This window comes from Gallaecimonas xiamenensis 3-C-1, from assembly GCF_000299915.1.
GTDB classification, from domain to species: Bacteria; Pseudomonadota; Gammaproteobacteria; order Enterobacterales; family Gallaecimonadaceae; genus Gallaecimonas; species Gallaecimonas xiamenensis.
In genome coordinates this window covers 19937-43307 of the sequence record NZ_AMRI01000021.1, presented here as the reverse complement: position 1 = coordinate 43307, position 23371 = coordinate 19937, and the positions used below count along the sequence as shown (strand labels likewise).

The 23371-nt window shown below is 60.4% G+C and carries 24 protein-coding genes; 15 read left to right on the top strand and 9 right to left on the bottom strand.

Features of this window, described 5'->3' with window-relative positions:
• Window positions 1-20 precede the first annotated feature (20 nt).
• Genes B3C1_RS14170 through B3C1_RS14155 form a run of 4 tightly spaced genes read left to right on the top strand, consistent with a single transcriptional unit; the run spans window position 21 to window position 2194 of the window.
• A complete protein-coding gene (locus B3C1_RS14170) occupies window positions 21-482 on the top strand; it encodes a YjfI family protein (RefSeq protein ID WP_008485652.1) in 462 nt (153 codons plus the stop codon).
• Window positions 479-1039, top strand: coding sequence for a hypothetical protein (locus tag B3C1_RS14165; protein WP_008485651.1), 561 nt, complete (start codon window positions 479-481; stop codon window positions 1037-1039). The genes B3C1_RS14170 and B3C1_RS14165 overlap by 4 nt, the downstream gene beginning before the upstream one ends.
• A complete protein-coding gene (locus tag B3C1_RS14160) occupies window positions 1036-1368 on the top strand; it encodes a hypothetical protein (RefSeq protein ID WP_008485650.1) in 333 nt (110 codons plus the stop codon). Before B3C1_RS14165 ends, B3C1_RS14160 begins: the two co-directional genes overlap by 4 nt.
• A gap of 1 nt (window position 1369) precedes the next feature.
• Window positions 1370-2194: an ion transporter gene (locus B3C1_RS14155; RefSeq protein ID WP_008485649.1), complete on the top strand. Its 825-nt coding sequence runs from the start codon at window positions 1370-1372 to the stop codon at window positions 2192-2194.
• On the opposite strand, the gene B3C1_RS14150 is transcribed toward B3C1_RS14155, so the two are convergent.
• The gene (locus tag B3C1_RS14150; RefSeq protein WP_008485648.1) at window positions 2112-3602 is read right to left on the bottom strand and encodes a CYTH domain-containing protein; all 1491 of its coding nucleotides are present in this window, start codon (window positions 3600-3602) and stop codon (window positions 2112-2114) included. The genes B3C1_RS14155 and B3C1_RS14150 overlap by 83 nt on opposite strands.
• A gap of 153 nt (window positions 3603-3755) precedes the next feature.
• On the opposite strand from B3C1_RS14150, the gene B3C1_RS14145 reads away from it, so the two are divergent.
• The 5 genes from B3C1_RS14145 (at window position 3756) to B3C1_RS14125 (ending at window position 10644) form a co-directional block, all read left to right on the top strand.
• Window positions 3756-4436, top strand: coding sequence for a TIGR00153 family protein (locus tag B3C1_RS14145; protein ID WP_008485647.1), 681 nt, complete (start codon window positions 3756-3758; stop codon window positions 4434-4436).
• 12 nt (window positions 4437-4448) lie between these two features.
• Entirely contained in the window at window positions 4449-5717 is a 1269-nt protein-coding gene (locus B3C1_RS14140) for an inorganic phosphate transporter (RefSeq protein ID WP_008485644.1), read from the top strand.
• Window positions 5718-5805: 88 nt separating this feature from the next.
• On the top strand, window positions 5806-6366 hold the full coding sequence (locus B3C1_RS14135; RefSeq protein WP_008485643.1) for a TIGR04211 family SH3 domain-containing protein: 561 nt from the start codon (window positions 5806-5808) through the stop codon (window positions 6364-6366).
• 483 nt (window positions 6367-6849) lie between these two features.
• Window positions 6850-10014: a bifunctional proline dehydrogenase/L-glutamate gamma-semialdehyde dehydrogenase PutA gene (putA, locus tag B3C1_RS14130; protein WP_008485642.1), complete on the top strand. Its 3165-nt coding sequence runs from the start codon at window positions 6850-6852 to the stop codon at window positions 10012-10014.
• 108 nt (window positions 10015-10122) lie between these two features.
• Window positions 10123-10644: a porin family protein gene (locus B3C1_RS14125; RefSeq protein WP_008485641.1), complete on the top strand. Its 522-nt coding sequence runs from the start codon at window positions 10123-10125 to the stop codon at window positions 10642-10644.
• Window positions 10645-10687: 43 nt separating this feature from the next.
• Here B3C1_RS14125 and B3C1_RS14120 read toward each other — a convergent pair whose 3' ends face one another.
• Both B3C1_RS14120 and B3C1_RS14115 read right to left on the bottom strand, forming a co-directional pair.
• Window positions 10688-11236 (bottom strand): general secretion pathway protein GspB, encoded by a 549-nt coding sequence (locus B3C1_RS14120; RefSeq protein WP_008485640.1) that lies wholly within the window; start codon window positions 11234-11236, stop codon window positions 10688-10690.
• A complete protein-coding gene (locus B3C1_RS14115; protein ID WP_008485639.1) occupies window positions 11233-12771 on the bottom strand; it encodes an ExeA family protein in 1539 nt (512 codons plus the stop codon). The genes B3C1_RS14120 and B3C1_RS14115 overlap by 4 nt, the downstream gene beginning before the upstream one ends.
• An 89-nt stretch (window positions 12772-12860) precedes the next feature.
• Here B3C1_RS14115 and B3C1_RS14110 point away from each other — a divergent pair, with 89 nt between their 5' ends.
• Window positions 12861-14105 (top strand): multifunctional CCA addition/repair protein, encoded by a 1245-nt coding sequence (locus B3C1_RS14110; protein WP_008485638.1) that lies wholly within the window; start codon window positions 12861-12863, stop codon window positions 14103-14105.
• Here B3C1_RS14110 and B3C1_RS14105 read toward each other — a convergent pair.
• Genes B3C1_RS14105 through folB form a run of 3 tightly spaced genes read right to left on the bottom strand, consistent with a single transcriptional unit; the run spans window position 14067 to window position 15703 of the window.
• A complete protein-coding gene (locus B3C1_RS14105; RefSeq protein WP_008485636.1) occupies window positions 14067-14867 on the bottom strand; it encodes an undecaprenyl-diphosphate phosphatase in 801 nt (266 codons plus the stop codon). The genes B3C1_RS14110 and B3C1_RS14105 overlap by 39 nt on opposite strands.
• A gap of 3 nt (window positions 14868-14870) precedes the next feature.
• On the bottom strand, window positions 14871-15353 hold the full coding sequence (folK, locus tag B3C1_RS14100) for a 2-amino-4-hydroxy-6-hydroxymethyldihydropteridine diphosphokinase (protein WP_008485634.1): 483 nt from the start codon (window positions 15351-15353) through the stop codon (window positions 14871-14873).
• Window positions 15350-15703: a dihydroneopterin aldolase gene (gene folB / locus B3C1_RS14095; protein ID WP_008485633.1), complete on the bottom strand. Its 354-nt coding sequence runs from the start codon at window positions 15701-15703 to the stop codon at window positions 15350-15352. Before folB ends, folK begins: the two co-directional genes overlap by 4 nt.
• A gap of 108 nt (window positions 15704-15811) precedes the next feature.
• Between folB and plsY the strand changes: the two genes are divergently transcribed.
• Entirely contained in the window at window positions 15812-16408 is a 597-nt protein-coding gene (gene plsY, locus B3C1_RS14090) for a glycerol-3-phosphate 1-O-acyltransferase PlsY (RefSeq protein WP_008485632.1), read from the top strand.
• A gap of 42 nt (window positions 16409-16450) precedes the next feature.
• Here plsY and tsaD read toward each other — a convergent pair whose 3' ends face one another.
• Window positions 16451-17467, bottom strand: coding sequence for a tRNA (adenosine(37)-N6)-threonylcarbamoyltransferase complex transferase subunit TsaD (gene tsaD, locus B3C1_RS14085; protein WP_008485631.1), 1017 nt, complete (start codon window positions 17465-17467; stop codon window positions 16451-16453).
• A 180-nt stretch (window positions 17468-17647) separates the two neighbouring features.
• On the opposite strand from tsaD, the gene rpsU reads away from it, so the two are divergent.
• From rpsU to rpoD, 4 genes are all read left to right on the top strand, one after another.
• Window positions 17648-17863 (top strand): 30S ribosomal protein S21, encoded by a 216-nt coding sequence (gene rpsU, locus B3C1_RS19480; RefSeq protein ID WP_008485630.1) that lies wholly within the window; start codon window positions 17648-17650, stop codon window positions 17861-17863.
• A gap of 24 nt (window positions 17864-17887) precedes the next feature.
• On the top strand, window positions 17888-18334 hold the full coding sequence (locus B3C1_RS14075) for a GatB/YqeY domain-containing protein (protein WP_008485629.1): 447 nt from the start codon (window positions 17888-17890) through the stop codon (window positions 18332-18334).
• 69 nt (window positions 18335-18403) lie between these two features.
• The gene (gene dnaG, locus B3C1_RS14070; protein ID WP_008485628.1) at window positions 18404-20146 is read left to right on the top strand and encodes a DNA primase; all 1743 of its coding nucleotides are present in this window, start codon (window positions 18404-18406) and stop codon (window positions 20144-20146) included.
• 92 nt (window positions 20147-20238) lie between these two features.
• Window positions 20239-22080, top strand: a complete 1842-nt coding sequence (rpoD, locus tag B3C1_RS14065) for an RNA polymerase sigma factor RpoD (RefSeq protein ID WP_008485625.1) — start codon at window positions 20239-20241, stop codon at window positions 22078-22080.
• Window positions 22081-22123: 43 nt separating this feature from the next.
• Here rpoD and B3C1_RS14060 read toward each other — a convergent pair whose 3' ends face one another.
• Window positions 22124-22447, bottom strand: a complete 324-nt coding sequence (locus B3C1_RS14060) for a cupin domain-containing protein (RefSeq protein ID WP_008485624.1) — start codon at window positions 22445-22447, stop codon at window positions 22124-22126.
• Window positions 22444-23334, bottom strand: coding sequence for a LysO family transporter (locus tag B3C1_RS14055; RefSeq protein WP_008485623.1), 891 nt, complete (start codon window positions 23332-23334; stop codon window positions 22444-22446). Before B3C1_RS14055 ends, B3C1_RS14060 begins: the two co-directional genes overlap by 4 nt.
• Between the last annotated feature and the right edge of the window lie 37 nt (window positions 23335-23371).

Genomic DNA, 23371 nt, shown 5'->3' with positions numbered 1-23371 from the left:
TTTGCTAGACAAAGGGCATCATGAGCATAAAGCCCAAAGGCCCCGCAGTGCCAGCCCAAGCCGCCACCATCGACACCATAGCCCGCCACCTGAGTCAGTCGGCCAATGCCGGCCACACCGGTTGCCATTTCGATTGCACCCCCATCAGCGGCGAAGTAGAGGTGCTGCAAATCGTGGTGCAGGGCCGCGAAGAGCTGCCTATCTTCCTGTCCCTAGCCGAAGATCAGGTGCTGGTGATGAGCTTTTTGTGGGAAGAGGCGGAAGTGGCCAAGGACAAAAGGTTGGCCATGCTCGAAACCATGCTCGAACTCAACATCCCCATGCCCCTGTCCGCCTTTGCCAAGATGGGCGACCGCTACCTTATCTTCGGGGCCTTGTCGGTCCACTCCAGCCTGGCCGACATCGAACACGAACTGGTGGTGTTGTCCGACAACACCCTGGATATCCTCGACGACATGAGCCACTTCCTGGAGGCCCTATGACACTGCTCAAAGAGGTCATGGCCAACAGCCCCCAGGACCGAAAAGGGCTGGAAGACGCGGTAAGGGACACCGGCGCCGCCCTGGCCGCCTGCGCCCCGCAGCTGCCCCAGTGGCAGCGCCAGCTAGCCGAATTAGGCAGCCAACGCCAACGGCTGCAACAGCAGCTGGCCCAAGGCGAGCAGGCCCTTAAGGCCAAGCTGGCCAGTGCCGCAGCGGCAGAACTGGAAGCGGCCGCCGCCGTGCTGGCTGGCCTTGAAAACCAGGAGCTGCAACTGCGCCATGACCAGCAGCAGCTGCAACTGCGCGTCAATCAGGCCCTCCAGTTGGAACGGCACCTGGTGGATCTGAAACGCCAATTAAGCCTGTTGGTGGCCGCCGAGGGCCTGCAGAAGATGGAGCATACCCTCCAGCCCCTTTGGCCCAAGCGCCAGGGGCCGGTCAAAGCCACCTTGCAGCAAATTCGCGAGCGCGAGGCCCAGGGCAACCCAACCCAGGACCAGCAGGCCCCGGCCAGCGCCGCCTCGGTGTTGGCCCGCCTCAAGGGGGAGCGCCCTTGAGTAAAAAACTCCAGGAAAAGTGGGCCTCTTCCATCGCCGCCATGAAAGCGGTGCAGGTAGCCTTCGACCTCGATGCCCGCATGCAGTACGCCATCCGGCTGGCCGCACTCAAGGAAGGCCTGAGCCCGTCCGATCAAATTCGTACCATGCTGGCCCTGCCGGTCACCACCAGGCCCAAGCGGCCTAGGCTCACCGTCACCTTGAACCCCCAGGACTATCTGGCTTTGGGGCAAAGGTACGGCCTGGCCCCGGACGAGCAGCTGGAAATCAAAAAGCGGGTGATGCAGGATTTGATGGACCAGGCTGACCGCCTCCTCAAGGACTGCTGACGTGAAACAGGAAATTCGGGTACTGGCTCCCACCCCCATCGAATTGGCCATGATGATCTTGTCCATCCTGGCGGTGGCGGTGGTTCTGGTCCTGCAATTTGCCCCCCTCAACCTTGACGAGCGCAAACTGCTGCTGCTCATCGACACCGCCATCTGCATCATCTTCCTTGGCCGCTTTTTTATCGGCCTGGCCAGGGCCGGCCAGAAATGGCCCTATATCCGTACCCATTGGATCGATCTGGTTTCCAGCATCCCGGCGGTGGACATCCTCCGTTACGGCCGGCTATTCCAGGTGGTAAGGGTGCTGCGCATCCTGCGCCTGGCCAACCAGGCCATACGCCAACTGCTGCGCCAAAGCACCCATGCGGTGCTGGCCACCATGCTGGTGATTTTGGTGGTGGTGATAGGGGGTAGCTCCATCGCCATCTTGCTGACCGAAGGCCAGAACCCGGCGTCCAATATCCACACCGCCGAGGACGCCATCTGGTGGTCACTGGTAACCATTTCCACCGTGGGCTATGGGGATTTTTACCCTGTGTCCACCGCCGGGCGCATCGTCAGCGCCCTGGTGATCATCACCGGGGTGTCGCTCTTTGGTGGTGTCAGCGGCCTGATGGCCGCCAAGCTGACCATGAGGGACGAACGAGAGGAAGTGGAAAGGCGCGCCCTGCACAACCAATTGCAGGGGCTGGAAGAAAAACTGGCCGCCATGGGCGGCCAGCTCGATACCCTGTGCGCCGAGCTCAGGGCCAGTAGACAGGCTGGTTCAGCCCCAGCTGACGGGACTGGTCCATCGCCGACACCAAAGACTGACGCTTGCGATTAAGCCAGCCTTCCAGCTGTTCGGCATCCTCTTCAGACAAGTCCAGTCGGGCCGCCAGTTGTGCCACACCGTCCAGGCGCTTGGCCTCTTCGATGCCGTACAAGAAGTCCTGCCACTGCTCCAGGCCATCTAAGGCCCGCTCTTCGCCGTACAGGGCGGCAAAGGTGCGACAACAGGTCAGGTAGCGGATCACCCGGGTTTCCTGGTCCACATAGTCGTTTAGGCTCATGCCCTTGGGCAGGTGCCTTTTTAGCTCGGCAAAGGCCTTGGCAAGCTGGGTGTCGGCAAACCATTTGATCGGTTTATCCAGCTCCGCCAGGGCGCCGGCGTCCAGGCGCTCGCGCCAGCTTTTAAGGGTGGCGAACTTGAGGGCGGCCAGCTTGAGCTTGTTGGCCCTGGGGCCAGCCAGCAAGGCGGTAAAGCTGCTCAGGCTGGGCAGGGCCTGCTGGCGCTGCTGGGCCAGCTCCACCAGCTCGTCGCTGATATTGAGCTTTTTAAAGGCGCTGCTCTTGCCGGCCAGCACCTTGGCCAGGCGCACCTGGGCCTGGGCCTGGGCCAGCTGGTCGGCCAGCCATTGGCATTCCTGGCGCAGCTCGCTGGAGGCCTTGCGCGGCACCAGGCCGCCAAAGAGGCTCAGCACCTGGCGGAAATACTGCAAGGCGTCGGCCAAGGCCAACAGCGGTTGCCAGCCCGGCTGCATCAAGAAGGCGTCTTCGGCCTGCTGCCACTGGCCAAGGGCGGCGCCCAGGGCCTGTTGCAGCACTTGGTCATTGCTCTGGGCCCGGCTGATGGCCGGCACCGGCTCGCTCAGGTCAAAAGCGCCCTGCCCCTTGGCCAGCCAGTTGCCCCGGGCGGCTTTGGACAGGCCAAAACACTGCACCCCTTCCACCAACAGCGGCTCGGCGATGCTGAACAGGGCCTTGAGATCCTCACCCTGCATTTCCAGTTCCAGTTCGCGAATGGGCAGGCAACGCTCCCCTACGCAGATCTCTCCCTGGTCCCAGCACAGTTCCACCTGGCCATTGGCCACCAGGGTCTTGCGGCGGGCAAAATCGGTGGCAAAAACCGGTGCCAGGGCCTGTTGCAGGGCCCCAAGGTCGGTGCCTTCCGGCCAGACCTCGGCCGGGAAAGCGGCCAGGTCCGGTTTATCACCGCTCACCGGCAGGTTATATTCGGGACGGGCAGACAGGGCCGAACCGGCATTGTCTGCCAGCTTCAGGGTCTGTTCGCGCTCACCATTGACCTCGCGGATACGCAGGCCCATACGCCAGCCGGCCAGTTGGCCGTCGGGGGTATCGAAGTAGGTGTTTTTTAGGTGCTTGGGCGCCGCGTCTTCAAGCAGCGGAGCCAGCAGTGCGTCTGTGTCGACCTGATCGGCAACACGCAATTTGAGTTCAGTTTCGATGGCCATTGTGGCTTTTAGTTGACAGGTGTCGGGCTGATTATAACGAGCATGGCGCCAAAAAAAACGCTATTACCGTTTTATTGCAAAGAGCCTTTGCGCTACCATGCGCGCCGCATTGGCCTGATGCCGACAATATCGTCAAAAATATGAGGGGCAACCATGCCTGCAAACAGTATTTTAGGTCTATTCGCAAAATCGCCGATCCGGCCCCTGCAGCAGCACATGGACAAGGTCCACGAGTGCTGCCAGAACCTGCTGCCCTTCTTCGACGCAGTGTTGGCAAATGACTGGGAAAAAGCCAGTCAGGTGCGCAACATCATCAGCGGCCTGGAGAAGGAAGCTGACAGCCTGAAACGGGAGATCCGCCTCACCCTGCCGTCCGGCCTCTTCATGCCGGTGGAGCGCACCGATCTCCTGGAACTGGTCAAGGAACAGGATCGCATTGCCAACAAGGCCAAAGATATTGCCGGCCGGGTACTGGGCCGCCAGCTTCAGATCCCGGCCCTCTTCGCCAAAGAGTTCGGCGCCTACCTTTCCCGCTGCCTGGACGCAACCGCCCTGGCCGCCAAAGCCATCAACGAGCTCGATGAGCTGCTCGAAACCGGCTTCCGTGGTCGCGAGGTGGAACTGGTCAACAGGATGATCAACGAGCTCGACGAAATCGAGCACGATACCGACGAGTTGCAGATCCGCCTGCGTCGCCAGCTGCTGGCGATCGAGAAGGATCTGAACCCGGTAGACGTCATGTTCCTCTACTCCATTCTTGAGTGGGTTGGCGATCTGGCCGACCGCGCTGAAGGCGTGGGGTCCCGCTTGGAGCTGTTGCTCGCGCGCAGCTAACAGGAAAACAACATGGAAATCATCGCTAATTACGGTACCACCCTGGTGCTGCTCGCGGCCGTTGTCGGCTTTTTGATGGCCTGGGGTATCGGTGCCAATGACGTGGCCAATGCCATGGGGACTTCAGTGGGCACCCGCTCGCTGACCATCAAGCAAGCCATCATCATCGCCATGATTTTTGAATTCGCCGGCGCCTACCTGGCCGGTGGCGAAGTCACCTCTACGATCCGCAAGGGCATCATCGACTCCAATGCCTTTGTCGGTCATTCCGACCTGCTGGTACTGGGCATGATCGCCTCGCTGCTGGCCGCCGGTGTCTGGCTGATTGTGGCCTCCCATTACGGTTGGCCGGTATCCACTACCCACTCCATCATCGGCGCCATCATCGGTTTTGCCACCGTGGCCGTGGGCAGCGAAGCCGTACAATGGGGCAAGACCCTGGGTATCGTCGGCTCCTGGGTGATCACCCCGGCCATCTCCGGTTTTATCGCCTACTTCATCTTTGTCAGCGTGCAAAAGCTGATCTTCGATACCGAGAACCCCCTCAAGAACGCCAAGCGCTTCGTGCCCTTGTACATGTTCCTGACCGCCTTTGTAATTAGCCTGGTTACCCTGAAAAAGGGCCTGTCCCACATCGGCCTCAAGCTCAGCGGCACCGAGCATTGGCTCTACTCAGTGGCGGCCTCCCTGGTGGTAATGGCACTGGGTTATCTCTTTATCGGCCGTAAGAACTACAACCCCTCCGACGACAAAGACATGGGCTTTGCCAACGTGGAAAAGGTGTTCGCCATCCTGATGGTGCTGACCGCCTGCGCCATGGCCTTCGCCCACGGCTCCAACGACGTGGCCAACGCCATCGGGCCCCTGTCTGCGGTAGTGAGCGTGGTGGAAGCTGGCGGCGCCGTGGCGGCCCAGTCCAAGATCGCCTGGTGGATACTGCCCCTGGGTGCCTTCGGTATCGTCTTTGGCCTGGCCATCATGGGTAAAAAAGTGATGGCCACCGTCGGTACCGGCATCACCCACCTGACCCCCAGCCGTGGCTTTGCCGCCCAGTTCGCCACCGCCACCACAGTGGTACTGGCGTCCGGTACCGGCTTGCCCATCTCCACCACCCAGACCCTGGTTGGCGCCATCATGGGCGTGGGCCTGGCCCGTGGTATCGCCGCATTGAACATGTCGGTGATCCGCAACATCGTGGTGTCCTGGGTTGTCACCCTGCCGGCCGGGGCCTTCCTGTCCATCATCATCTTCTGGATCCTCGAAGCCCTGATCCTCGGCTGAACATTGAGGGGCCTGGCTCTTGCCATGGCCCCTTATGCTCTCTAGGATGTTCCGGCGACTTTATTTCGGAATAATCAATACAATGCTAATGCGTGCGCTGCTTTTGCTTGTGGCCATGGCGCCTGGCTTTTCTTTTGCCAATGCTGCCTATGTCAGTGAAGACATTTATATCTTCCTGCATTCCGGCCCTTCCCGTGACTACCGCATCATAGGGTCGGTCAATGCCGGTACCCAGTTGGATGTGCTCGAACAAGGCAAGGACTTCACCAAGGTCCAAGACTCCGAAGGCCGCAGTGGCTGGGTGGAAAGCCAGTTCCTGACCAACCAACCCAGCTTCAGGGTCACCATTCCTAAGCTCCAGGCGTCTCTTGAGGCCGCCGAAGCCAAGATTGGCAACCTCTCCTCCGGCCATGAGTCTCTGACCAGCACCCTGGACAACCTCAAGCAGGACAAAGTCCAGCTGACCCAACAGGTCGCCGAGCAGGAGGCCACCATCAGCAAGCTCAAGGCCCAAGTAGAGGGTATGGACCAGAGCAACCTGATGCGTTGGTTCCTCTACGGCGGTGGCGTGGCCGGTGGCGGCCTGCTGCTGGGTCTGTTGCTGCCTCATCTGATCCCACGCAAGAAGCGTAAGGATATGTGGGCTTGATACTTCGGCCCCTAATAGATCAAGCCGCCTCAGGGCGGCTTTTTTGTGCCCTAAGCAAGCACTCGGGTTTAATTAAAAACTCACATTAAACGAATTAAAATTCACACAAAAAATAAGCCCCCCATAAACCCCTTACCCAGCATGAAAAATCCTCCCAAGCACTGATCGGACAAGGGAATAACCACCCACTCTTCGCAACCAACCCAAACCGCATCAAGGCCCAGCAAACAAGGGCTACGCCCGTAAAACATTAGCCCCATAAACAACTGTATTCTAATGGAAAAATTGGCAGCCTTTTGGCCTATTCTGTGATGGCGCCGACAGCGCTTTGACTCGCCTGCCAGATGCGGTGAAAAGGGGATTTTCATGCAGAAGGTATATTGTATACTCTGCGCGTCTTATCCCCTTGGCGGGGAAAAATCATCAGCCTTTGGCCCAGCTCCTGAGGTATCAGGGGGCCTCGCACTAAAGGTCGCTAGCCCTATGTTCAACGCAAGCCAAGTGGTTGCACCGGATTTCCAGGTGCCCAGCCTCGACGCCCTTCGCCAGGCCATCACCGACAACTACCAGGTCGATGAAGAGCAGTATCTGACCGAGCTGCTCAAGCTGGTCCCCAGTGATGAAGCCCAAACCGCCGCCATCACCGCCGACACCGAGCGCCTGGTCACCAAGATCCGCGCCCACCACGACAACGGCGACGGCATCCAGGCCTTCTTGCAGCAATACAGCCTGGACACCCAGGAAGGCATCATCTTGATGTGCCTGGCAGAAGCGCTGCTGCGTATTCCCGACCCGGACACCGCCGACGCCCTGATTAAGGACAAGCTGTCCGGCGCCGACTGGGCCCGTCACTTCAACCAGTCCGAATCTCTGCTGGTCAATGCCTCCACCTGGGGCCTGATGCTCACCGGCAAGGTGATCACCATGGACCGCCGCATCGACGGCAGCCCCGCCAACCTTCTTAACCGCATGGTCAACCGCCTGGGCGAACCTGTGGTACGTAAGGCCATGTATGCGGCCATGAAGATCATGGGCAAGCAGTTCGTGCTGGGCCGCACCATCAAGGAAGCCCTGAAGAACTCGCAAAAGTCCCGCAAGCTTGGCTACACCCACTCCTATGACATGCTGGGTGAAGCAGCCCTGACTGCCAAGGACGCCCAGAAGTATTTCAACGACTACGCCAGCGCCATCGCTGCCCTGGGCAGCGCCGAATACGATGAAAGCCAGGCGCCCCGCCCCACCATCTCCATCAAGCTGTCCGCCCTGCATCCCCGCTATGACGTGCAGAACGTCGACCGGGTGCGCACCGAGATGGTTGAGATTGTCCGCCAATTGGTGGAAAAAGCCCGCGCCGCCAATATCGGCCTGCAAATCGACGCCGAAGAAGCAGACCGCCTGGAGATCTCCCTGGACATCTTCGAAGCGGTCTACCGCAGTGATGCCGCCAAGGGCTGGGGTAACTTCGGCCTGGTGGTACAGGCGTTTTCCAAGCGCGCCCTGCCGGTGCTGCTGTGGCTGACCCGCCTGGGCAAGGAGCAGGGTGACCTGATTCCGGTGCGCCTGGTTAAAGGGGCCTACTGGGATACCGAGATCAAACTGTGCCAGGCGGCCGGCCTGACCGGTTACCCCGTCTATACCCGCAAGGCGTCCACCGACGCCTCTTATCTGGCTTGCGCCCGCTTCCTGCTGAGCGAGCACACCCAAGGGGTGATCTACCCGCAGTTTGCGTCACACAACGCTCAGACCGTGGTGGCCATCAAGACCATGGCCGCCGGTCGTGCCTTTGAGTACCAGCGCCTGTGGGGCATGGGCGACGAGCTCTACGACACCGTCTTGGAAGAGAACAAAGGCCAGCACGTGCGCATTTACGCCCCGGTGGGCAGCCACAAGGATCTGCTGCCCTACCTGGTGCGCCGCCTGCTGGAAAACGGCGCCAACAGCTCCTTCGTCCACAAACTGGTGGACCCCAAGACTCCGGTGGCAAGCCTGGCCACCCACCCCATGAAAACCCTGGCCGAGGCCCCGAGCCTTGCCAACCACAAGATCCCGATGCCGGACGCCATCTACGGTACCCGTAAGAATTCTGGAGGAATCAACTTGCATATCCAGTCTGAAGCCCAGCCTTTCCACGACGCCATGGCCCCTTTCCAGACTCACCAATGGCAGGCCGCCCCCATAGTGGCCGGTAAGGAAATGGCCGGTGAGCTGCAAAAAGTGCGCTCCCCCCAGAACAACGAAGATCTGGTGGGCACCGTGGCTTTTGCCGGCAACGACGCCGTCAAGGCCGCCCTGGACAGCGCCCATGCCGCCTTCCCGGCCTGGCGCCGCAGCAATGTTGAAGACCGCGCCAAGGCCCTGGAAAAATTTGCCGACCTGATGGAAGAGCACCGCGCCGAGCTTATCGCCCTGGTGACCCGTGAAGCCGGCCGTATCCTGCAAGACGGTATCGACGAAGTGCGCGAAGCCGTGGATTTCTGCCGCTACTACGCCCAGCAGGCCCGCAAGATGTTCAACGGCGCCGAAGTGCTGCCTGGCCCCACCGGCGAGCTGAACGAACTCTATGTACAGGGCAAGGGCGTGTTCGTCTGTATCAGCCCCTGGAACTTCCCCCTGGCCATCTTCGTCGGCCAAGTCGCGGCGGCCCTGGCCACCGGTAACACCGTGCTGGCCAAGCCGGCCGAGCAGACCTGCCTGGTAGCTTATCGCGCCATCCAGCTGGCTCTTGAAGCTGGTATCCCCGGTGATGTGCTGCACTTCCTGCCCGGCACCGGTGCCACTGTCGGAAGCGCCCTGACCGGCGACGACCGCATCGCCGGCGTGGTCTTCACCGGCTCTACCGCCACCGCCAAGGCCATCAACAAGGCCCTGGCCGACCACGAAGGGGCCATCAAGACCCTGATCGCCGAAACCGGTGGCCAGAACGCCATGATCGTCGACTCCACCGCCCTGCCTGAGCAGGTGGTGAACGACGTCATTGGCTCTGCCTTCACCTCCGCCGGCCAGCGCTGCTCCGCCCTGCGGGTGCTGTACGTGCAGGACGATGTGGCCGACCGCATCCTTGAACTCCTTAAAGGCGCCATGCAGGAACTGGTGGTGGCCGATCCCTGGCAGTACAAGACCGACATAGGCCCGGTGATCGACGCCAAGGCCAAAGGCCTGCTGGACGAGCACTTAGAAGCCCTCAAAGCCTTCGCCAAGCCCATCGCCACCGCCCCGGTGAGCGACGAGGTTGCGGCCAAAGGCTCCTTCGTGGCCCCCACCGCCGTTGAAATCGCCGGTATCCATCAGCTCAGCAAAGAAAACTTCGGCCCCATACTGCACGTGGTGCGCTTCAAGGCCAGCGAGCTGGACGCCGTTATCGATGCCATCAACGACACCGGCTACGGCCTGACCCTGGGTGTGCACAGCCGCAACGAGGGCCTGGCCCTGGAGATCGCCGACAAGGCCAACGTGGGCAACTGCTACATCAACCGTAACCAGATCGGCGCCATGGTCGGTACCCAGCCCTTCGGCGGCCAGGGCCTGTCCGGCACCGGTCCCAAAGCCGGCGGCCCGCACTACCTGTTCCGCTTTGTGACCGAGAAGACCCGCACCAACAACATCACGGCGGTCGGCGGCAACGCCACCCTGCTGACCCTGGGCGAATAAACCCGATGCACTAAAAAACGCGGCCAAGGCCGCGTTTTTTATTCCCTAAATTTTGGGCATAATCTCGTCGCCAACTTCATTGGCAAACTCATGAAAGGATTTCGAGCCATGAAAAAATACTTGCCCCTGCTTGTCGCTTCCCTTATTTCCGTGCCGGCTATGGCGGCCCAGCCTGGTCTCTACGGCGGCGCCCACTACAGCGCTATCAGCCTCGACTCTGAAGACGGTGAAAATTTCGACTTCGGTAACCTGGGGGGCCAGTTGGGCTACCAGTTCAACGACTTCCTCGCCCTGGAAGGCCGCGCCGCATTCAGCGTGCAAGACGATAACATCAGCGGCACCTCCATCGACGTGGAGCTGCAAAACAACTACGGGATTTACCTGCTGCCCCAGTATCACTTCAACAATGTGTTCTCCGTCTACGGTCTGGTAGGCTGGACCAAGGCCAAGCTTAAGGTGTCCGGCTACGGCCAGAGCGCCAGCGACAGCGATAGCGATATGGGTTTTGGCGGCGGCCTGAAACTGGCGGTCAGCGACCAGGCTCACCTCTTCTTGGAATACGCCAAGCTGATGGAAGTGGAAGGTGATGACATTGACGCCGTAACCTTCGGCATCAACTTCAGCTTCTAAAGCCTACCGGCACATAAAAAAACGCGGCTCAGAGCCGCGTTTTTTATGAAGCCTGGTTTTGCACCGGCCAGTTGGTCAGGGCGTTTAACCACAAGACCTTACCGGACAGTTTTACCTTGGTGCTTTCCGGGCCAATTTCCAGCACCTGGATCTGCTCCCAGCTGTCCCCTTGGTGCAATTTGTGGCCATTGAACTTAACCCAACGCAATGCCGGTTCGGTGGCGTAAAAATGGCCGGTGTAATGAATGGCCTGGGGCGCCGGCTGCGTGGTGGCCTTAGGAGCGGCCGGCAATTGCTGGCGAGCCAGGAAGAAAGGATCGGCGACGATAGCCGGTTCACGCATGCGCAGGGCCGGGGCACTGCCCTCTTGAACCTGCTGGGGTACTTTGGGCTGCAAGGCCTCTGGGGGGTTGAGGTCCAGCCACTGCAACTGCGGCCACAGCCAGACGCCGGCGGCCATGGCCAGGCACAAGCCCGCTGTGCCCAGCAGGCGCCTTAACATCAGGCCGGTATCGGCCTGAAACCCTCCCTCTATCCGCTGTGGGCCGGTTTCAGGTTGGCGCTTGGCCAGCGCCTTGGCGAGCAAACTCATAATACAGGTCCTGGCGCGCCTAAGGCGCGATTGAGTCTTACCAGGGTGTTTTCGCCGGCTAAGCCATCAGCCTTGAGGCCCACCTGCATCTGGAAGGCCCGCACCCGGTTTTGCATCTGTTGGTCGTACTGGTTACTGCTGCTGGGGGTATCCCCCATTGCCTGGGCCAGGGCCGTGTCCAGCCAGCCCACCAAAGCGCCCTGGCTGCCCGGCAGCAGGGCCTGGCTAAACTGCGGCGGCGGCCGCCACAGCAAAATGGCGTTGCCCCGGTAATGCAGATCCAGCCAATGGCTGCTGACGGTCTGGCTACCCTGGCTCAGCACCAGGCGGTAATTATCCCCTGCTTGGGTCAGCGTGGCAAAAAAACGTTCCCCTTTATCGTCCAGCAGTTCCAGCACCGCCGGCCGCCCCAGTGCCACCAGCTCACGCCAGGGAGACTGCTGGCGCAGGCAGCGAAAGCCCAAGGGTTCGGCTTGGGCGCAAGGCTCGCCCTTGGGTGCCGGCATGCCCCAGGCCCCGTAAAGGGCGTCGAAGGCGGCCAGGGAAATGCGGTCGCGGCTAGTCGGTTGCACGTGGTCCGCGACCGGGGCTGGCTCGGCCTTGGGCTGAATAGCAGCCTGGGGCACATTGCCCTGGCGCTCCCAGAGGGGATAGGCGGCAATGGCCGCCCCCGCTACCGCCACCAGTAGCGCCCAAGGCCAAAGGGGCTGGCGCCGGCCAGGCATAGGTTCTTGATGCAGTACCTCTCTGGCGGCCTGGTCCATCAGCTTGGCGTCCACCTTTTCCTGGTGGGCACCATAGGCGCCCATCATGGCCCTGTCGCACAGCAGGTTCATCAAACGGGGAATGCCCCCTGAGTGCTTATGGAGCCTGGCCACCGCCGCCCGGGTAAAAAGGGGTCTTTCACGGCCGGCAATGCGCAGGCGGTGCAGGACATATTGGGCGCAGTCTTTGCGACTAAGGGGCAGCAGGTGGTAACGGGCGGTAATGCGCTGGGACAGCTGGCGCAGCTCCTGGCGGCGCAGCAACTGGTTAAGTTCGGGCTGGCCGATAAGGATGATCTTCAGCAGCTTCTGGGTGTCGGTTTCCAGGTTGGTTAAGAGTCGCAACTGCTCCAGTACCGACACCTTCAAATGCTGGGCCTCGTCCACCAACAGTACCGTTTGGCGCCCCTGTTGGTGGTTTTGCAGCAAGAAACCCTGAATGGCGTCGGTCAGCTGTTTGAGGCTGGGCTCGGCGGGGTAAGGGATCTTCAGCTCGTCACAGAGGGTGGCCAGCAGCTCGCTCTCGGTGAGCATGGGGTTGAGGATAAAAGCCAGGTCCGTTTGCTCGGGCAGTTCCTTTAACAGGCGACGGGATACCGTGGTCTTGCCGGTGCCCACTTCCCCGGTCAGCAGTACAAAGCCGCCGCTTTCACGCAGGCCGAACTTCAGGTGCGACAAGGCCTCCCGGTGCCGTTCGCTCATATAGAGGAAATGCGGATTGGGGGCAATGGAAAAGGGGTTCTCGGTCAGCCCGAAATAGGATTCGTACATGGCCAGTCAAGTGCTCAGGTTCTGGGCAATATGGTTACGCGCCCTCGCCGCTTTGGCAAGGTATAATGGCCGGGTTATCAGGAGGTTTTGTGAACTGTTATCTGGTTGGCGGTGCTGTCCGCGATGAGTTGTTGGGATTTGAGGTCCAGGACCGGGACTGGGTCGTGGTGGGGGAAACCGTGGAGGCCATGAAGGCCAGAGGCTTTGAGCAGGTAGGCAGGGACTTCCCGGTATTCCTGCACCCCAAAACCCACGAGGAATACGCCCTGGCCCGCACCGAGCGCAAAAAAGGCAGCGGCTACACCGGCTTTGAAGTCTCGGCCAGCCCTGAGGTGACCTTGGAAGAGGACCTGATCCGCCGGGATCTGACCATCAATGCCATGGCCAAGGCCGAGGACGGCAGCCTTATCGACCCCTACGGCGGCAAAGCCGACCTGGACAACCGACTACTGCGCCATGTGTCAGAGGCCTTTAGCGAAGACCCCTTGCGGGTGCTGCGCCTGGCCCGTTTTGCGGCCCGCTTTGCCCATCTGGGCTTTACCGTCGCCTCGGAAACCCAGACCCTGCTTAAAGCCATGGCCGACTCCGGCGAACTGGCAGCCCTGACCCCAGAACGAGTCTGGAAGGAGCTGGAAAAGGCCCTGGCCACTGACTCGCCCCAGGTGTTTTTCCAGGTGCTGCGCGATTGCGGCGCCCTTGGCGCCCTGTTCCCGGAACTGGACCAGTTGTTTGGAGTGCCGGCCCCGGCCAAATGGCACCCGGAAGTGGACACCGGTATCCACACCCTGATGGTACTTGAGCAGGCCGCTTTGCTGAGCAGCGACATCGAGGTCCGTTTTGCCGCCCTGTGTCACGACTTTGGCAAGGCCCTGACCCCGCCGGAAAAATGGCCAAGCCACCATGGCCATGGCCAGAGCGGCCTGCCCCTTATCAAGGCCTTTTGTGAGCGCTTTCGGGTACCCAACGGTTGCCGGGACCTGGCACTGCTGGTGTCCGACCTGCACTGCCAGGTCCACACCGCCTTTGAGCTCAAGGCCAGCACCCTGGTGCGGCTTTTCGACAAGCTGGACGCCTGGCGCAAACCCGAGCGGGTAGACAAGCTGGCCCTGGCCTGTATCGCCGATTACAAAGGCCGCACCGGTTTTGAACAGCGCCCCTACCCCCAGGCCGACTGGCTGCGCAGCGCCTTTTCGGCGGCCCGCCAGGTGGATGTGAAGGCCATAGTAGCGCAGGGCCTCAAGGGCCCTGCGGTAGGTGACGCGGTAAAGGCCGAACGTATTCGGCTGGTTCAGGCGTTAAAAAACGCCCAGAAACAGGAAGAGGCCGGCGCCTAACAGCAGGCGGTAGACAACAAAGGGCAGCATGCCCAGGCGCTCCAACACCTTCAGGAAGTAGTGGATACAGGCCAGGGCGCAGCTAAAGGAAATGGCGGTGCCCAGGGCGATGATGCTCCAGTCCACACCCGGGCCCTTGTCCAGCATCTTCATCCCTTCATAGCCGCCGGCCATGACGATGACCGGTATGGACATCAGGAAGGAAAAGCGCGCCGCCGCCACCCGGTTCAGCCCCAGCATCAGCGCCGCCGTCATGGTGACCCCAGAGCGGGAGGTGCCGGGGATCAGTGCCAAGGCCTGGGCCAGGCCAATAAGGACGGCGTCCTTCCAGCTGGCCTGGTGCTCGTCCTTGCCGCCCTTGGTCTTGGCGTCGCTCCACCACAGCAGCAAGCCGAACAAAATGGTGGTGGTGGCGATCACCGGAATGGAACGGCCGTATTCTTCCAAGGCGTCGCTGGCCAACAGGCCAAACAGCCCCGCCGGTATGGTGGCGACGATGATCTGCCAGGCCAGGCGGCTATCGGCGTCACGGCGCCCCTTAAAAGACTGCAGCCAGGCCACCAGCATGCGGCCCACGTCTTCCCGAAAATACCAAACCACGGCCAGCAGGGTGCCCACGTGCACCGCCACGTCAAAGCCAACCCCCTGGTCCTTCCAGCCCAGCAACTGGGACGGCAGGATAAGGTGAGCGGAAGAGGAAATGGGCAAAAACTCGGTCAGGCCCTGCAACAACGCCAGGACTATGGCTTCAACAATACTCAAGACTTATTCCTCAAAAGGCACTTGCCACAGGGGCTGGTTCTTGTCGAACCCCTCCCAGAGCGTGGCGTAACTCAGTTGGCTGCCGGGCAGGGTTTCCCCTGGCACCAGTTCGGCCAGGGGCCAAAGCACAAAAGCCAGCTTGCAGATATCGGGCCTGGGCAGCACCACCGGTTGGGTGCAAACCAGGTCGCCGAAGGTCAGCAGATCGATATCCAAGGTGCGGGGGGCGTACTTCTTGGCATTGAGGGGCCGGCCGTGGGCAAACTCCAAAGCCTTTATCCAGGCCAGCACCTCTTCCAGGGGCCAGTCGGTCCAGGCCTTGACCGCCATATTCAAAAAGTTGGTGCCCTTAAACCCCACAGGTTCTGCCTCGAATACCGGCGAGCATTGCAGCTCGCCAAAGGCATCGCGCAGGGCTTTGAGCCCGGCCCGTAGATGAAGTTCCGGGGTCACGTTCGACCCCAGGCTCAGCAGTATGGGGGTCACGGCTGGCGCTCGATGATAAGGCCGACGTTGCGGGCATTGGCCACGGCGCGGGGCTTGGACAGTTTCAGACGCAGCCAGCTCACCCCAAAATCGCTGATCAGATGCTGGGCAATGCGCTCAGCCAGGGTTTCCAGCAACTCGAATTGGTGATTTTCTGTGTACTGGGTAATAAAAGCGCTGATTTTCCCGTAGCATAGGGCTTGGCCGTAATCGTCGCCCCGGGCCGCCGCCCGGATGTCGGTTGCCAGCTCCAGGTCGAACACCAGCTTGCGCTTATGGGTCTTTTCCCAGTCGAAAACACCAATAACGGCGTAAACTTCCAGGCCTTCGATAAAGATGCGATCGGTCACAGGTCGGTTCTCGTTTAGGCGCCGGCCCTGTTAAGCTGCGGGCCTGCTTGTGTGACAACGGCAGCCGAGTTTACCTTATCCCCTAACTGGAAAAAACTAAGCCCTATCATGATCGCCACAGCCGTATTGATGACCCTGGTCGCCTATCTGTTGGGCTCGGTATCCAGTGCCGTCCTTGTCTGCCGGCTGGTGGGGCTGCCCGACCCGCGCCAACACGGCTCAGGTAACCCTGGCGCCACCAATGTGCTGCGCCTGGGGGGCAAGGGGGCGGCGGCGGCGGTGATGGCCGGTGACGTGCTCAAGGGCACCATTCCGGTCTGGGGCTCTTACTTTCTCGGCATCGACCCCATCTGGCTGGGGGTGATCGCCATCGCCGCCTGCCTGGGCCATATCTTCCCCATTTTCTTTCGCTTTCGCGGCGGCAAAGGGGTAGCCACCGCCTTTGGCGCCATGCTGCCCATAGGCTTGATCCTGGCCGGAGCCCAGATCCTCACCTGGATGCTGCTGGTGGCCCTGACCCGGCTCTCGTCCCTGGCGGCCATCATCACCGCCGCCCTGTCGCCCCTTTATACCTGGTTTATCAAACCCGCCTACGTGATCCCGGTGGCCATGCTGTCGGCCCTTATCATCGTTCGCCACAAGGACAACCTGCGGCGGCTGTGGAACGGTACCGAACCCAAGGTACGGTTTCGTAAACCCAAATAAAAAGGCGGCCCCAAGGCCGCCTTTTTTGATGTCAGTTATCGCTTAGGCGATGGGCGCCAGGCTCTCCAAGGACCAGCGCGGCTGGGCCTTGACGCTCAGTTCGGTGCTGCCTTCCTTGGCCAGGCGCAAAGCGCCGGCCAGGGCGATCATGGCGCCGTTGTCGGTACAGAACTCGGGGCGGGCGTAGAAGACCTCGCCTTTTTGGCTCGCCATCAGCTTTTCCAGGGCGCCGCGCAGGCGCTTGTTGGCGCTGACGCCACCGGCGATGACGATACGTTTAAAGCCGGTTTCTTTCAGGGCCCGGCGGCATTTGATCACCAGGGTGTCCACCACCGCTTCTTCGAAGGCACGGGCGATATCGGCCTGGGTCTGCTCGTCGTTCCCTTCGCTGCGAATGACATTGGCCGCCGCTGTTTTGAGGCCGGAGAAACTGAAGTCCAGGCCCGGCCTGTCGGTCATGGGGCGGGGGAAAGTAAAGCGGTCCGGGTTGCCCTTTTCGGCCAGCATGGCCAGGCGCGGGCCGCCGGGGTAGTCCAGTCCCAGAAGCTTGGCGGTCTTATCAAAAGCCTCACCGGCGGCGTCATCAATGGACTCCCCCAAGATGCGGTACTTGCCGATAGCCTCTACCGCCACCAGTTGGGTGTGGCCGCCGGACACCAGCAGCGCCACAAAGGGAAACTGGGGGGGGCGCTCTTCCAGCATGGGGGCCAGCAGGTGCCCTTCCATGTGGTGCACCCCAAGGGCCGGGATATTCCAGCCATAGGCCAGGCTCTTGCCGATGGTCGCTCCTACCAGCAACGCCCCCACCAGGCCGGGGCCGGCAGTATAAGCAACGCCGTCCAGGTCCTGGCCGCTAAGACCGGCTTCGGCCAGGGCTTCTTTGATCAGCGGCAGGGTCTTGCGCACATGGTCACGGGACGCCAGCTCGGGCACCACCCCACCGTAGTCGGCATGGAGCTTCACCTGGCTGTAGAGCCGGTGCGCCAACAGGCCTTGTTCGGTGTCATAGATGGCAATGCCGGTTTCGTCGCAGGACGTTTCAATGCCAAGAACGCGCATGGATAGAGCCTCTGTACCTCGGGGGCCGCTATCTTACCCGCAGGGCACGACTATCTCCACCTTTGGCGGACATATCGGCTTTACATTGGGTCTTTGGCTACGTTAGAATTCCGCACCATTTTTAGTCGCAGTGGTCATTTTGCAGACCACCTAACCGTATAACCCCTGAGGTGATGGTACATGCCGGTAATTAAAGTACGTGAGAACGAACCTTTTGACGTAGCTCTGCGTCGTTTCAAGCGCTCCTGCGAGAAAGCAGGCGTTCTGGCCGAGTGCCGCAAGCGCGAATTCTACGAGAAGCCCACCACTGAGCGTAAGCGCAAGAAAGCTGCTGCTGTTAAGCGTCACGCCAAGAAGCTGGCTCGCGAAAACGCCCGTCGCGTTCGTCTGTACTAATACCTTTTTGCATCCGGAGCCGTTATGAGTCTCAAAGAGCAACTCACCGACGCGCAAAAAGATGCCATGCGTGCCAAGGACAAACTGCGCCTTGGCACGTTGCGCCTTACCCTCTCTGCCATCAAGCAGGTTGAGGTTGATGAGCGCCGCGAACTCTCTGACGACGACGTTATTGCCATCATCACCAAGATGATCAAGCAACGTCGCGACTCCATCTCGCAGTATGAGAACGCTGGCCGCCAAGAGCTGGCCGACGCGGAAGCCGCAGAGATCGTCGTACTTCAGGACTTCCTGCCCAAACAGCTTAGCGGCGATGAAATCGCTGCGCTGATCGAGCAGGCCATCACCGCTACCGGTGCTGCTGGCCCTGCCGATATGGGCAAGGTCATGGGCTGGCTGAAGCCCAAGCTGCAAGGCCGTGCCGAAATTGGCCCCATCAGTGGCCAGGTGAAGGCTAAATTAAGCGCCTGACAATTCTGATTGGGGTGTTAGGATAATCCTTTCACCCCCTTCTCTTTCTATCGTGCTGATTGGAGCATCATGGCTGGAACCATTCCCCGTGATTTCATCGACGATCTGTTGGCTCGCACCGACATCGTTGAGCTGGTCAGCAGTCGCGTCAAACTGAAAAAAACCGGCAAAAACTACAGCGCCTGCTGCCCTTTTCACAGTGAAAAGACCCCGTCTTTTTCGGTTAGCCCGCAAAAGCAGTTCTATTACTGCTTTGGCTGCGGCGCCAAGGGCGACGCCATCAAGTTTGTCGAAGAGTTTGACCGCATCGGCTTTGCCGAGGCCGTGGAAGAGCTGGCCGCCCTGCACGGCATGGAAGTGCCCCGTGAACAGGGCCACCAGCGCAACCCCAAAGCCCAGGAACGCCGCGAAGACGCCTATGCCCTGATGCAGGACATACAGCGCCACTATTACCAGAATCTCAAGGGCCACCCGGCTGCCGTGGACTACCTCAAGGGCCGTGGCCTGTCGGGAGATATCGTCAAGCAGTTCGGTATCGGCTTTGTGCCCGACGAATGGGACAGCGTCCTTAAGGTCTTCGGCACCAGTTTTGAGCGCCAGCAATTGCTGATGGACACCGGCATGTTGGTGCAGAACGAGAAAGGGCGCCGTTACGATCGCTTCCGCGACCGTATCATGTTTCCCATCCGCGACCGCCGGGGCCGCACCATCGCCTTTGGTGGCCGGGTGCTGGGAGACGGTACCCCCAAGTACCTTAACTCTCCCGAGACCCGCATCTACCACAAGGGCTCGGAGCTGTATGGCCTTTACGAGGCCCGCCAAGCCAACCGCGAATTGGAGCGGCTGGTGGTGGTAGAAGGTTACATGGACGTGGTGGCCCTGTTCCAGGCCGGTATCAGCTATGCGGTGGCAAGCCTTGGCACCTCCACCACCAGCGACCAGCTGGAACTGCTATTCCGCTCGGCCCCTGAAGTGATCTGCTGTTACGACGGCGACCGCGCCGGCCGGGAAGCGGCCTGGCGGGCCATGGAAAATGCCCTGCCGCTGCTGCGCGACGGCCGCACCTTGAAGTTTATCTTCCTGGCCGACGGCGAAGACCCGGATTCCATGGTGCGCAAGGAAGGTAAAGACGCCTTCGAAACAGCCTTGGCCGGCGCCCTGCCCTTGTCCCAGTTCCTGTTCCAGGAGTTGGAAAAGAGCATCGATATGGGTAGCCCTGACAGCCGCTCGCGCCTGGCCGAAAAGGCGGTGCCGCTACTGGACAGGTTACCAGACTCGGTTTACCGGGTGATGCTGCGGGAAAGCCTGGCCAAGCGCCTTGGGGTAGCGGAGGAACAACTGGAACGTTTTGTGGCCAAAGCCCCGGCCAAGGCACAAGTGGCCCAGTTCAAGGGCAAAGCTGGGCGCCCACCACTGATGCGGTTGACCATCGCCATCTTGGTGCAACACCCGGCCCTGGTTACAGAACTACCTGATATGGATTTTCGTGCATTGCGGCTGCCTGGGGCGGACGTACTGGACGAAGCGGTGCGGGCAATACAAAGCGGCAGCACACCCACCACGGGACAATTGCTGCGCAGGCTTGAAAATAGCCAACATGCCCCCATCTTTACCAAGCTGGCAGAACTTGATCTTTCTGCTGTTGAAGACAATCTGGCCCCGGAACTGGTTGGCGCCGTCGAGCGCCTATTAAACGAATCGCTTGAGATTCGCTATCAAGAGCTTGTTGCCAAGCAAGACAGGAAACAGGCTACAGAAGAAGAAATTCAAGAACTTATGGCGTTGATCTCGGCCAAGGCCGGGACTGACTGACACTCAAGCTGTGCTAGCAGTGAGCAACACGACTCGCTATACTGTCGTATTCACTTTTTGGCAGAGCAACTCAACCTGAGCGGATGATGTCTATGGAGCAAACCCCACAGTCGCAGCTTAAACTTCTGGTCGCCAAAGGTAAAGAACAGGGCTACCTGACTTACGCCGAAGTGAACGACCATCTGCCGGACGACATCGTCGATTCCGATCAGATAGAAGACATCATTCAGATGATCAATGACATGGGTATCCAGGTGTTCGAAAGCGCACCTGACGCCGATACCCTGATGATGTCTGAAGATTCTACCGACGAAGACGCCGTCGAAGCTGCCGCCCAAGCTCTAGCCACCGTTGAGAGCGAACTGGGCCGCACCACTGACCCGGTGCGCATGTACATGCGCGAAATGGGTACCGTTGAACTGCTGACCCGTGAAGGCGAAATCGACATCGCCAAGCGGATCGAAGACGGTATCAACCAGGTGCAATGCTCCGTAGCCGAGTACCCGGAAGCCATCACTTACCTGCTGGAGCAGTACGACAAGGTGGAAGCGGGCGAAGCACGTCTGTCTGACATCATCTCCGGCTTTATCGATCCCAACGCCGTCGAAGACGCCGCCCCCACTGCTACCCACGTCGGTTCCGAACTGACCCAGGAACAGCAGAACGAGGAAGACGACGACGAGGAAGAAGAAGACAACTCCGACAGCTCTGAAGACGACAACAGCCTCGACCCTGAGCTGGCCCGCGAGAAATTCGCCGGCCTGCGCACCCAGTACGAAGCTGCCCGTACCGTCATCAAGGCCAAAGGCCGCGCCTCTGACGAAGCCCGCGAAGAAGTACTGAAGCTGGCAGAGATCTTCAAAGAGTTCCGCCTGGTACCCAAGCAGTTCGACCGCCTGGTTGCCGACATGCGCGACATGATGGACCGCGTCCGCGTTCAGGAACGGCTGATCATGAAGCTGGCGGTGGAAGAAGCCAAGATGCCCCGCAAGGTCTTTATGAAGACCTTCCCCGGCAACGAGTCCAACATGGGCTGGCTGGACGGCCACCTGGAAGCCGGTAAAGGCTATTCCGAGGTCATGAAAGGCCTGGAAGAAGACCTGCGCCGCTGCGTACAGAAGCTGCAACAGATCGAGCAGGAAACCGGCCTGACCATCGAGTCCATCAAGGACATCAACCGCCGCATGAGCATTGGCGAAGCCAAGGCCCGTCGCGCCAAGAAAGAGATGGTTGAAGCCAACTTGCGTCTGGTTATTTCTATCGCCAAGAAATACACCAACCGTGGCCTGCAGTTCCTCGACCTCATTCAGGAAGGCAACATCGGCCTGATGAAGGCGGTGGACAAGTTCGAATACCGTCGCGGCTACAAGTTCTCAACCTACGCCACCTGGTGGATCCGTCAGGCCATTACCCGCTCCATCGCGGACCAGGCCCGCACCATCCGTATCCCGGTGCACATGATTGAGACCATCAACAAGCTCAACCGTATCTCCCGCCAGATGCTGCAGGAGATGGGCCGCGAGCCCACCCCGGAAGAGCTGGCCATTCGCATGGCCATGCCGGAAGACAAAATCCGCAAGGTGCTGAAGATCGCCAAAGAGCCGATCTCCATGGAAACCCCCATCGGTGACGATGAAGATTCGCATCTGGGGGATTTCATCGAGGACAACACCCTCGAGCTGCCGGCCGACGCCGCCACCAGCGAAAGCCTCAAGTTTGCCACCCAGGAAGTGCTGTCCAGCCTCACCCCCCGTGAAGCCAAGGTACTGCGCATGCGGTTCGGTATCGATATGAACACCGACCACACCCTGGAAGAAGTAGGCAAGCAGTTTGACGTTACCCGTGAGCGTATTCGTCAGATTGAAGCCAAGGCCCTGCGTAAACTGCGCCACCCTTCTCGCTCCGAGATCCTGCGCAGCTTCCTGGACGAATAAGCCCAGCGCTTAACGAAAAACGGCACCTTGAGGTGCCGTTTTTTTATGGGGGATAGAATAACGCCAGCCAGACGGTGGGCTCATCCGGGGTGGTCCAATTGACCCGGTGGCGAACACCTGGGGCCAGGTCCAAATACTCCCCTGGCCCCAGGCGCACGGCGCTGCCATCTTCAAAGCCCAGTTCCGCCTCCCCCTTTAACACCAGCACCCATTCCCCTTCGGCCTGCTCATACCAAAAGCCGTCCGGCGAGCACTGGCCATGGGATACGATGCGTTCCAGCCGCGTGCCGGCGCGGCTTAGCAAGGTGTCAAAGATTTCCCCTTCAAAGGCATCGGGCAAGGGGGTAAAGAGGTTGGCTTTGGTCATACCAAGAGTATGGCCATCAACACCGGTGTTGCCAGGCTCAGTAAAAAGCCGGAGACAATGGCGATGGGTACCACCTGGGCACCGCCGCTTTTTTGGATAACCGGCAGGGAGAAATCCATGGCGGTGGCCCCGGCATAACCTATGGCAAGGGGCATGGCCCTTTGCATAAGGGTAGGAATAAGGGCCAGAGCCACCAGCTCTCGGCATAGATCCACAAAGAAGCTGGTGGCGCCCCATAGCGGCCCCAGGGCGTCAGACACCAAAATGCCCGACAGGCTATACCAACCAAAGCCGCTGACCACCCCCATGGCGTGGTGCACCGGCAAATCCAGCCAAGGGGCCAACAGCGCCCCTGTGGCCAGGGTGGTCAGCGCCAGGGTCAGGGCAATAAAGAGCCCCAGGCGATTTAAGAACAGCTGGCGCAGGCTCATACCGGCCGCCCGCAGCTGAATACCGATAAGGGCCAGCAGCGCCACCAGCGCCGCCTCGGACAAGAGATGGGCGTTAATAGGCAGCAGCAGCCCCACCAGGGTGCCGGTCGCCACTGTGCCGATAAGAATCCCTGAATCCAACAATACCTTGCCCCAGGCGATGGGCTGGCGGTCACCCTTGCGGCCGTGCTCATGAAAAGCGCGGGACAAAAGCCACAGCCCCAGGCCGTTGGCCAGGGTAATGGCGGTGAAAATCAACGCCGTGGTACCGGCCATCTTCACCAAAGCCGGCCCCAAGTCGTCAATGGCAGCAAGACCCATCCCCATAAAAAACAGGATGAGATAAACCAAGGCACTGACGCTGCGGTTTACCCAAGATAGCCAGCGAGCGTCTGGGGTGGGCAGGGCGTAGCCCAACAACAGGGGTAGCAGGATAACGGCAAGGGAGGCAAACATGACGCGGCTAAGACTCGGGCGGTAAAAGCCGCAGATT

Excerpts from the sequence above, each read along its gene's own strand:
- B3C1_RS14115 (WP_008485639.1), bottom strand. The coding sequence starts at position 12,771 with ATGTACGAATCCTATTTCGGGCTGACCGAGAACCCCTTTTCCATTGCC.
- plsY (WP_008485632.1), top strand. The coding sequence starts at position 15,812 with ATGATCGCCACAGCCGTATTGATGACCCTGGTCGCCTATCTGTTGGGC.
- B3C1_RS14140 (WP_008485644.1), top strand. The coding sequence starts at position 4,449 with ATGGAAATCATCGCTAATTACGGTACCACCCTGGTGCTGCTCGCGGCC.
- B3C1_RS14055 (WP_008485623.1), bottom strand. The coding sequence starts at position 23,334 with ATGTTTGCCTCCCTTGCCGTTATCCTGCTACCCCTGTTGTTGGGCTAC.
- putA (WP_008485642.1), top strand. The coding sequence starts at position 6,850 with ATGTTCAACGCAAGCCAAGTGGTTGCACCGGATTTCCAGGTGCCCAGC.
- rpsU (WP_008485630.1), top strand. The coding sequence starts at position 17,648 with ATGCCGGTAATTAAAGTACGTGAGAACGAACCTTTTGACGTAGCTCTG.
- B3C1_RS14075 (WP_008485629.1), top strand. The coding sequence starts at position 17,888 with ATGAGTCTCAAAGAGCAACTCACCGACGCGCAAAAAGATGCCATGCGT.
- B3C1_RS14060 (WP_008485624.1), bottom strand. The coding sequence starts at position 22,447 with ATGACCAAAGCCAACCTCTTTACCCCCTTGCCCGATGCCTTTGAAGGG.
- B3C1_RS14165 (WP_008485651.1), top strand. The coding sequence starts at position 479 with ATGACACTGCTCAAAGAGGTCATGGCCAACAGCCCCCAGGACCGAAAA.
- B3C1_RS14145 (WP_008485647.1), top strand. The coding sequence starts at position 3,756 with ATGCCTGCAAACAGTATTTTAGGTCTATTCGCAAAATCGCCGATCCGG.
- dnaG (WP_008485628.1), top strand. The coding sequence starts at position 18,404 with ATGGCTGGAACCATTCCCCGTGATTTCATCGACGATCTGTTGGCTCGC.
- B3C1_RS14135 (WP_008485643.1), top strand. The coding sequence starts at position 5,806 with ATGCGTGCGCTGCTTTTGCTTGTGGCCATGGCGCCTGGCTTTTCTTTT.
- B3C1_RS14150 (WP_008485648.1), bottom strand. The coding sequence starts at position 3,602 with ATGGCCATCGAAACTGAACTCAAATTGCGTGTTGCCGATCAGGTCGAC.
- tsaD (WP_008485631.1), bottom strand. The coding sequence starts at position 17,467 with ATGCGCGTTCTTGGCATTGAAACGTCCTGCGACGAAACCGGCATTGCC.
- B3C1_RS14125 (WP_008485641.1), top strand. The coding sequence starts at position 10,123 with ATGAAAAAATACTTGCCCCTGCTTGTCGCTTCCCTTATTTCCGTGCCG.
- rpoD (WP_008485625.1), top strand. The coding sequence starts at position 20,239 with ATGGAGCAAACCCCACAGTCGCAGCTTAAACTTCTGGTCGCCAAAGGT.
- B3C1_RS14170 (WP_008485652.1), top strand. The coding sequence starts at position 21 with ATGAGCATAAAGCCCAAAGGCCCCGCAGTGCCAGCCCAAGCCGCCACC.
- B3C1_RS14120 (WP_008485640.1), bottom strand. The coding sequence starts at position 11,236 with ATGAGTTTGCTCGCCAAGGCGCTGGCCAAGCGCCAACCTGAAACCGGC.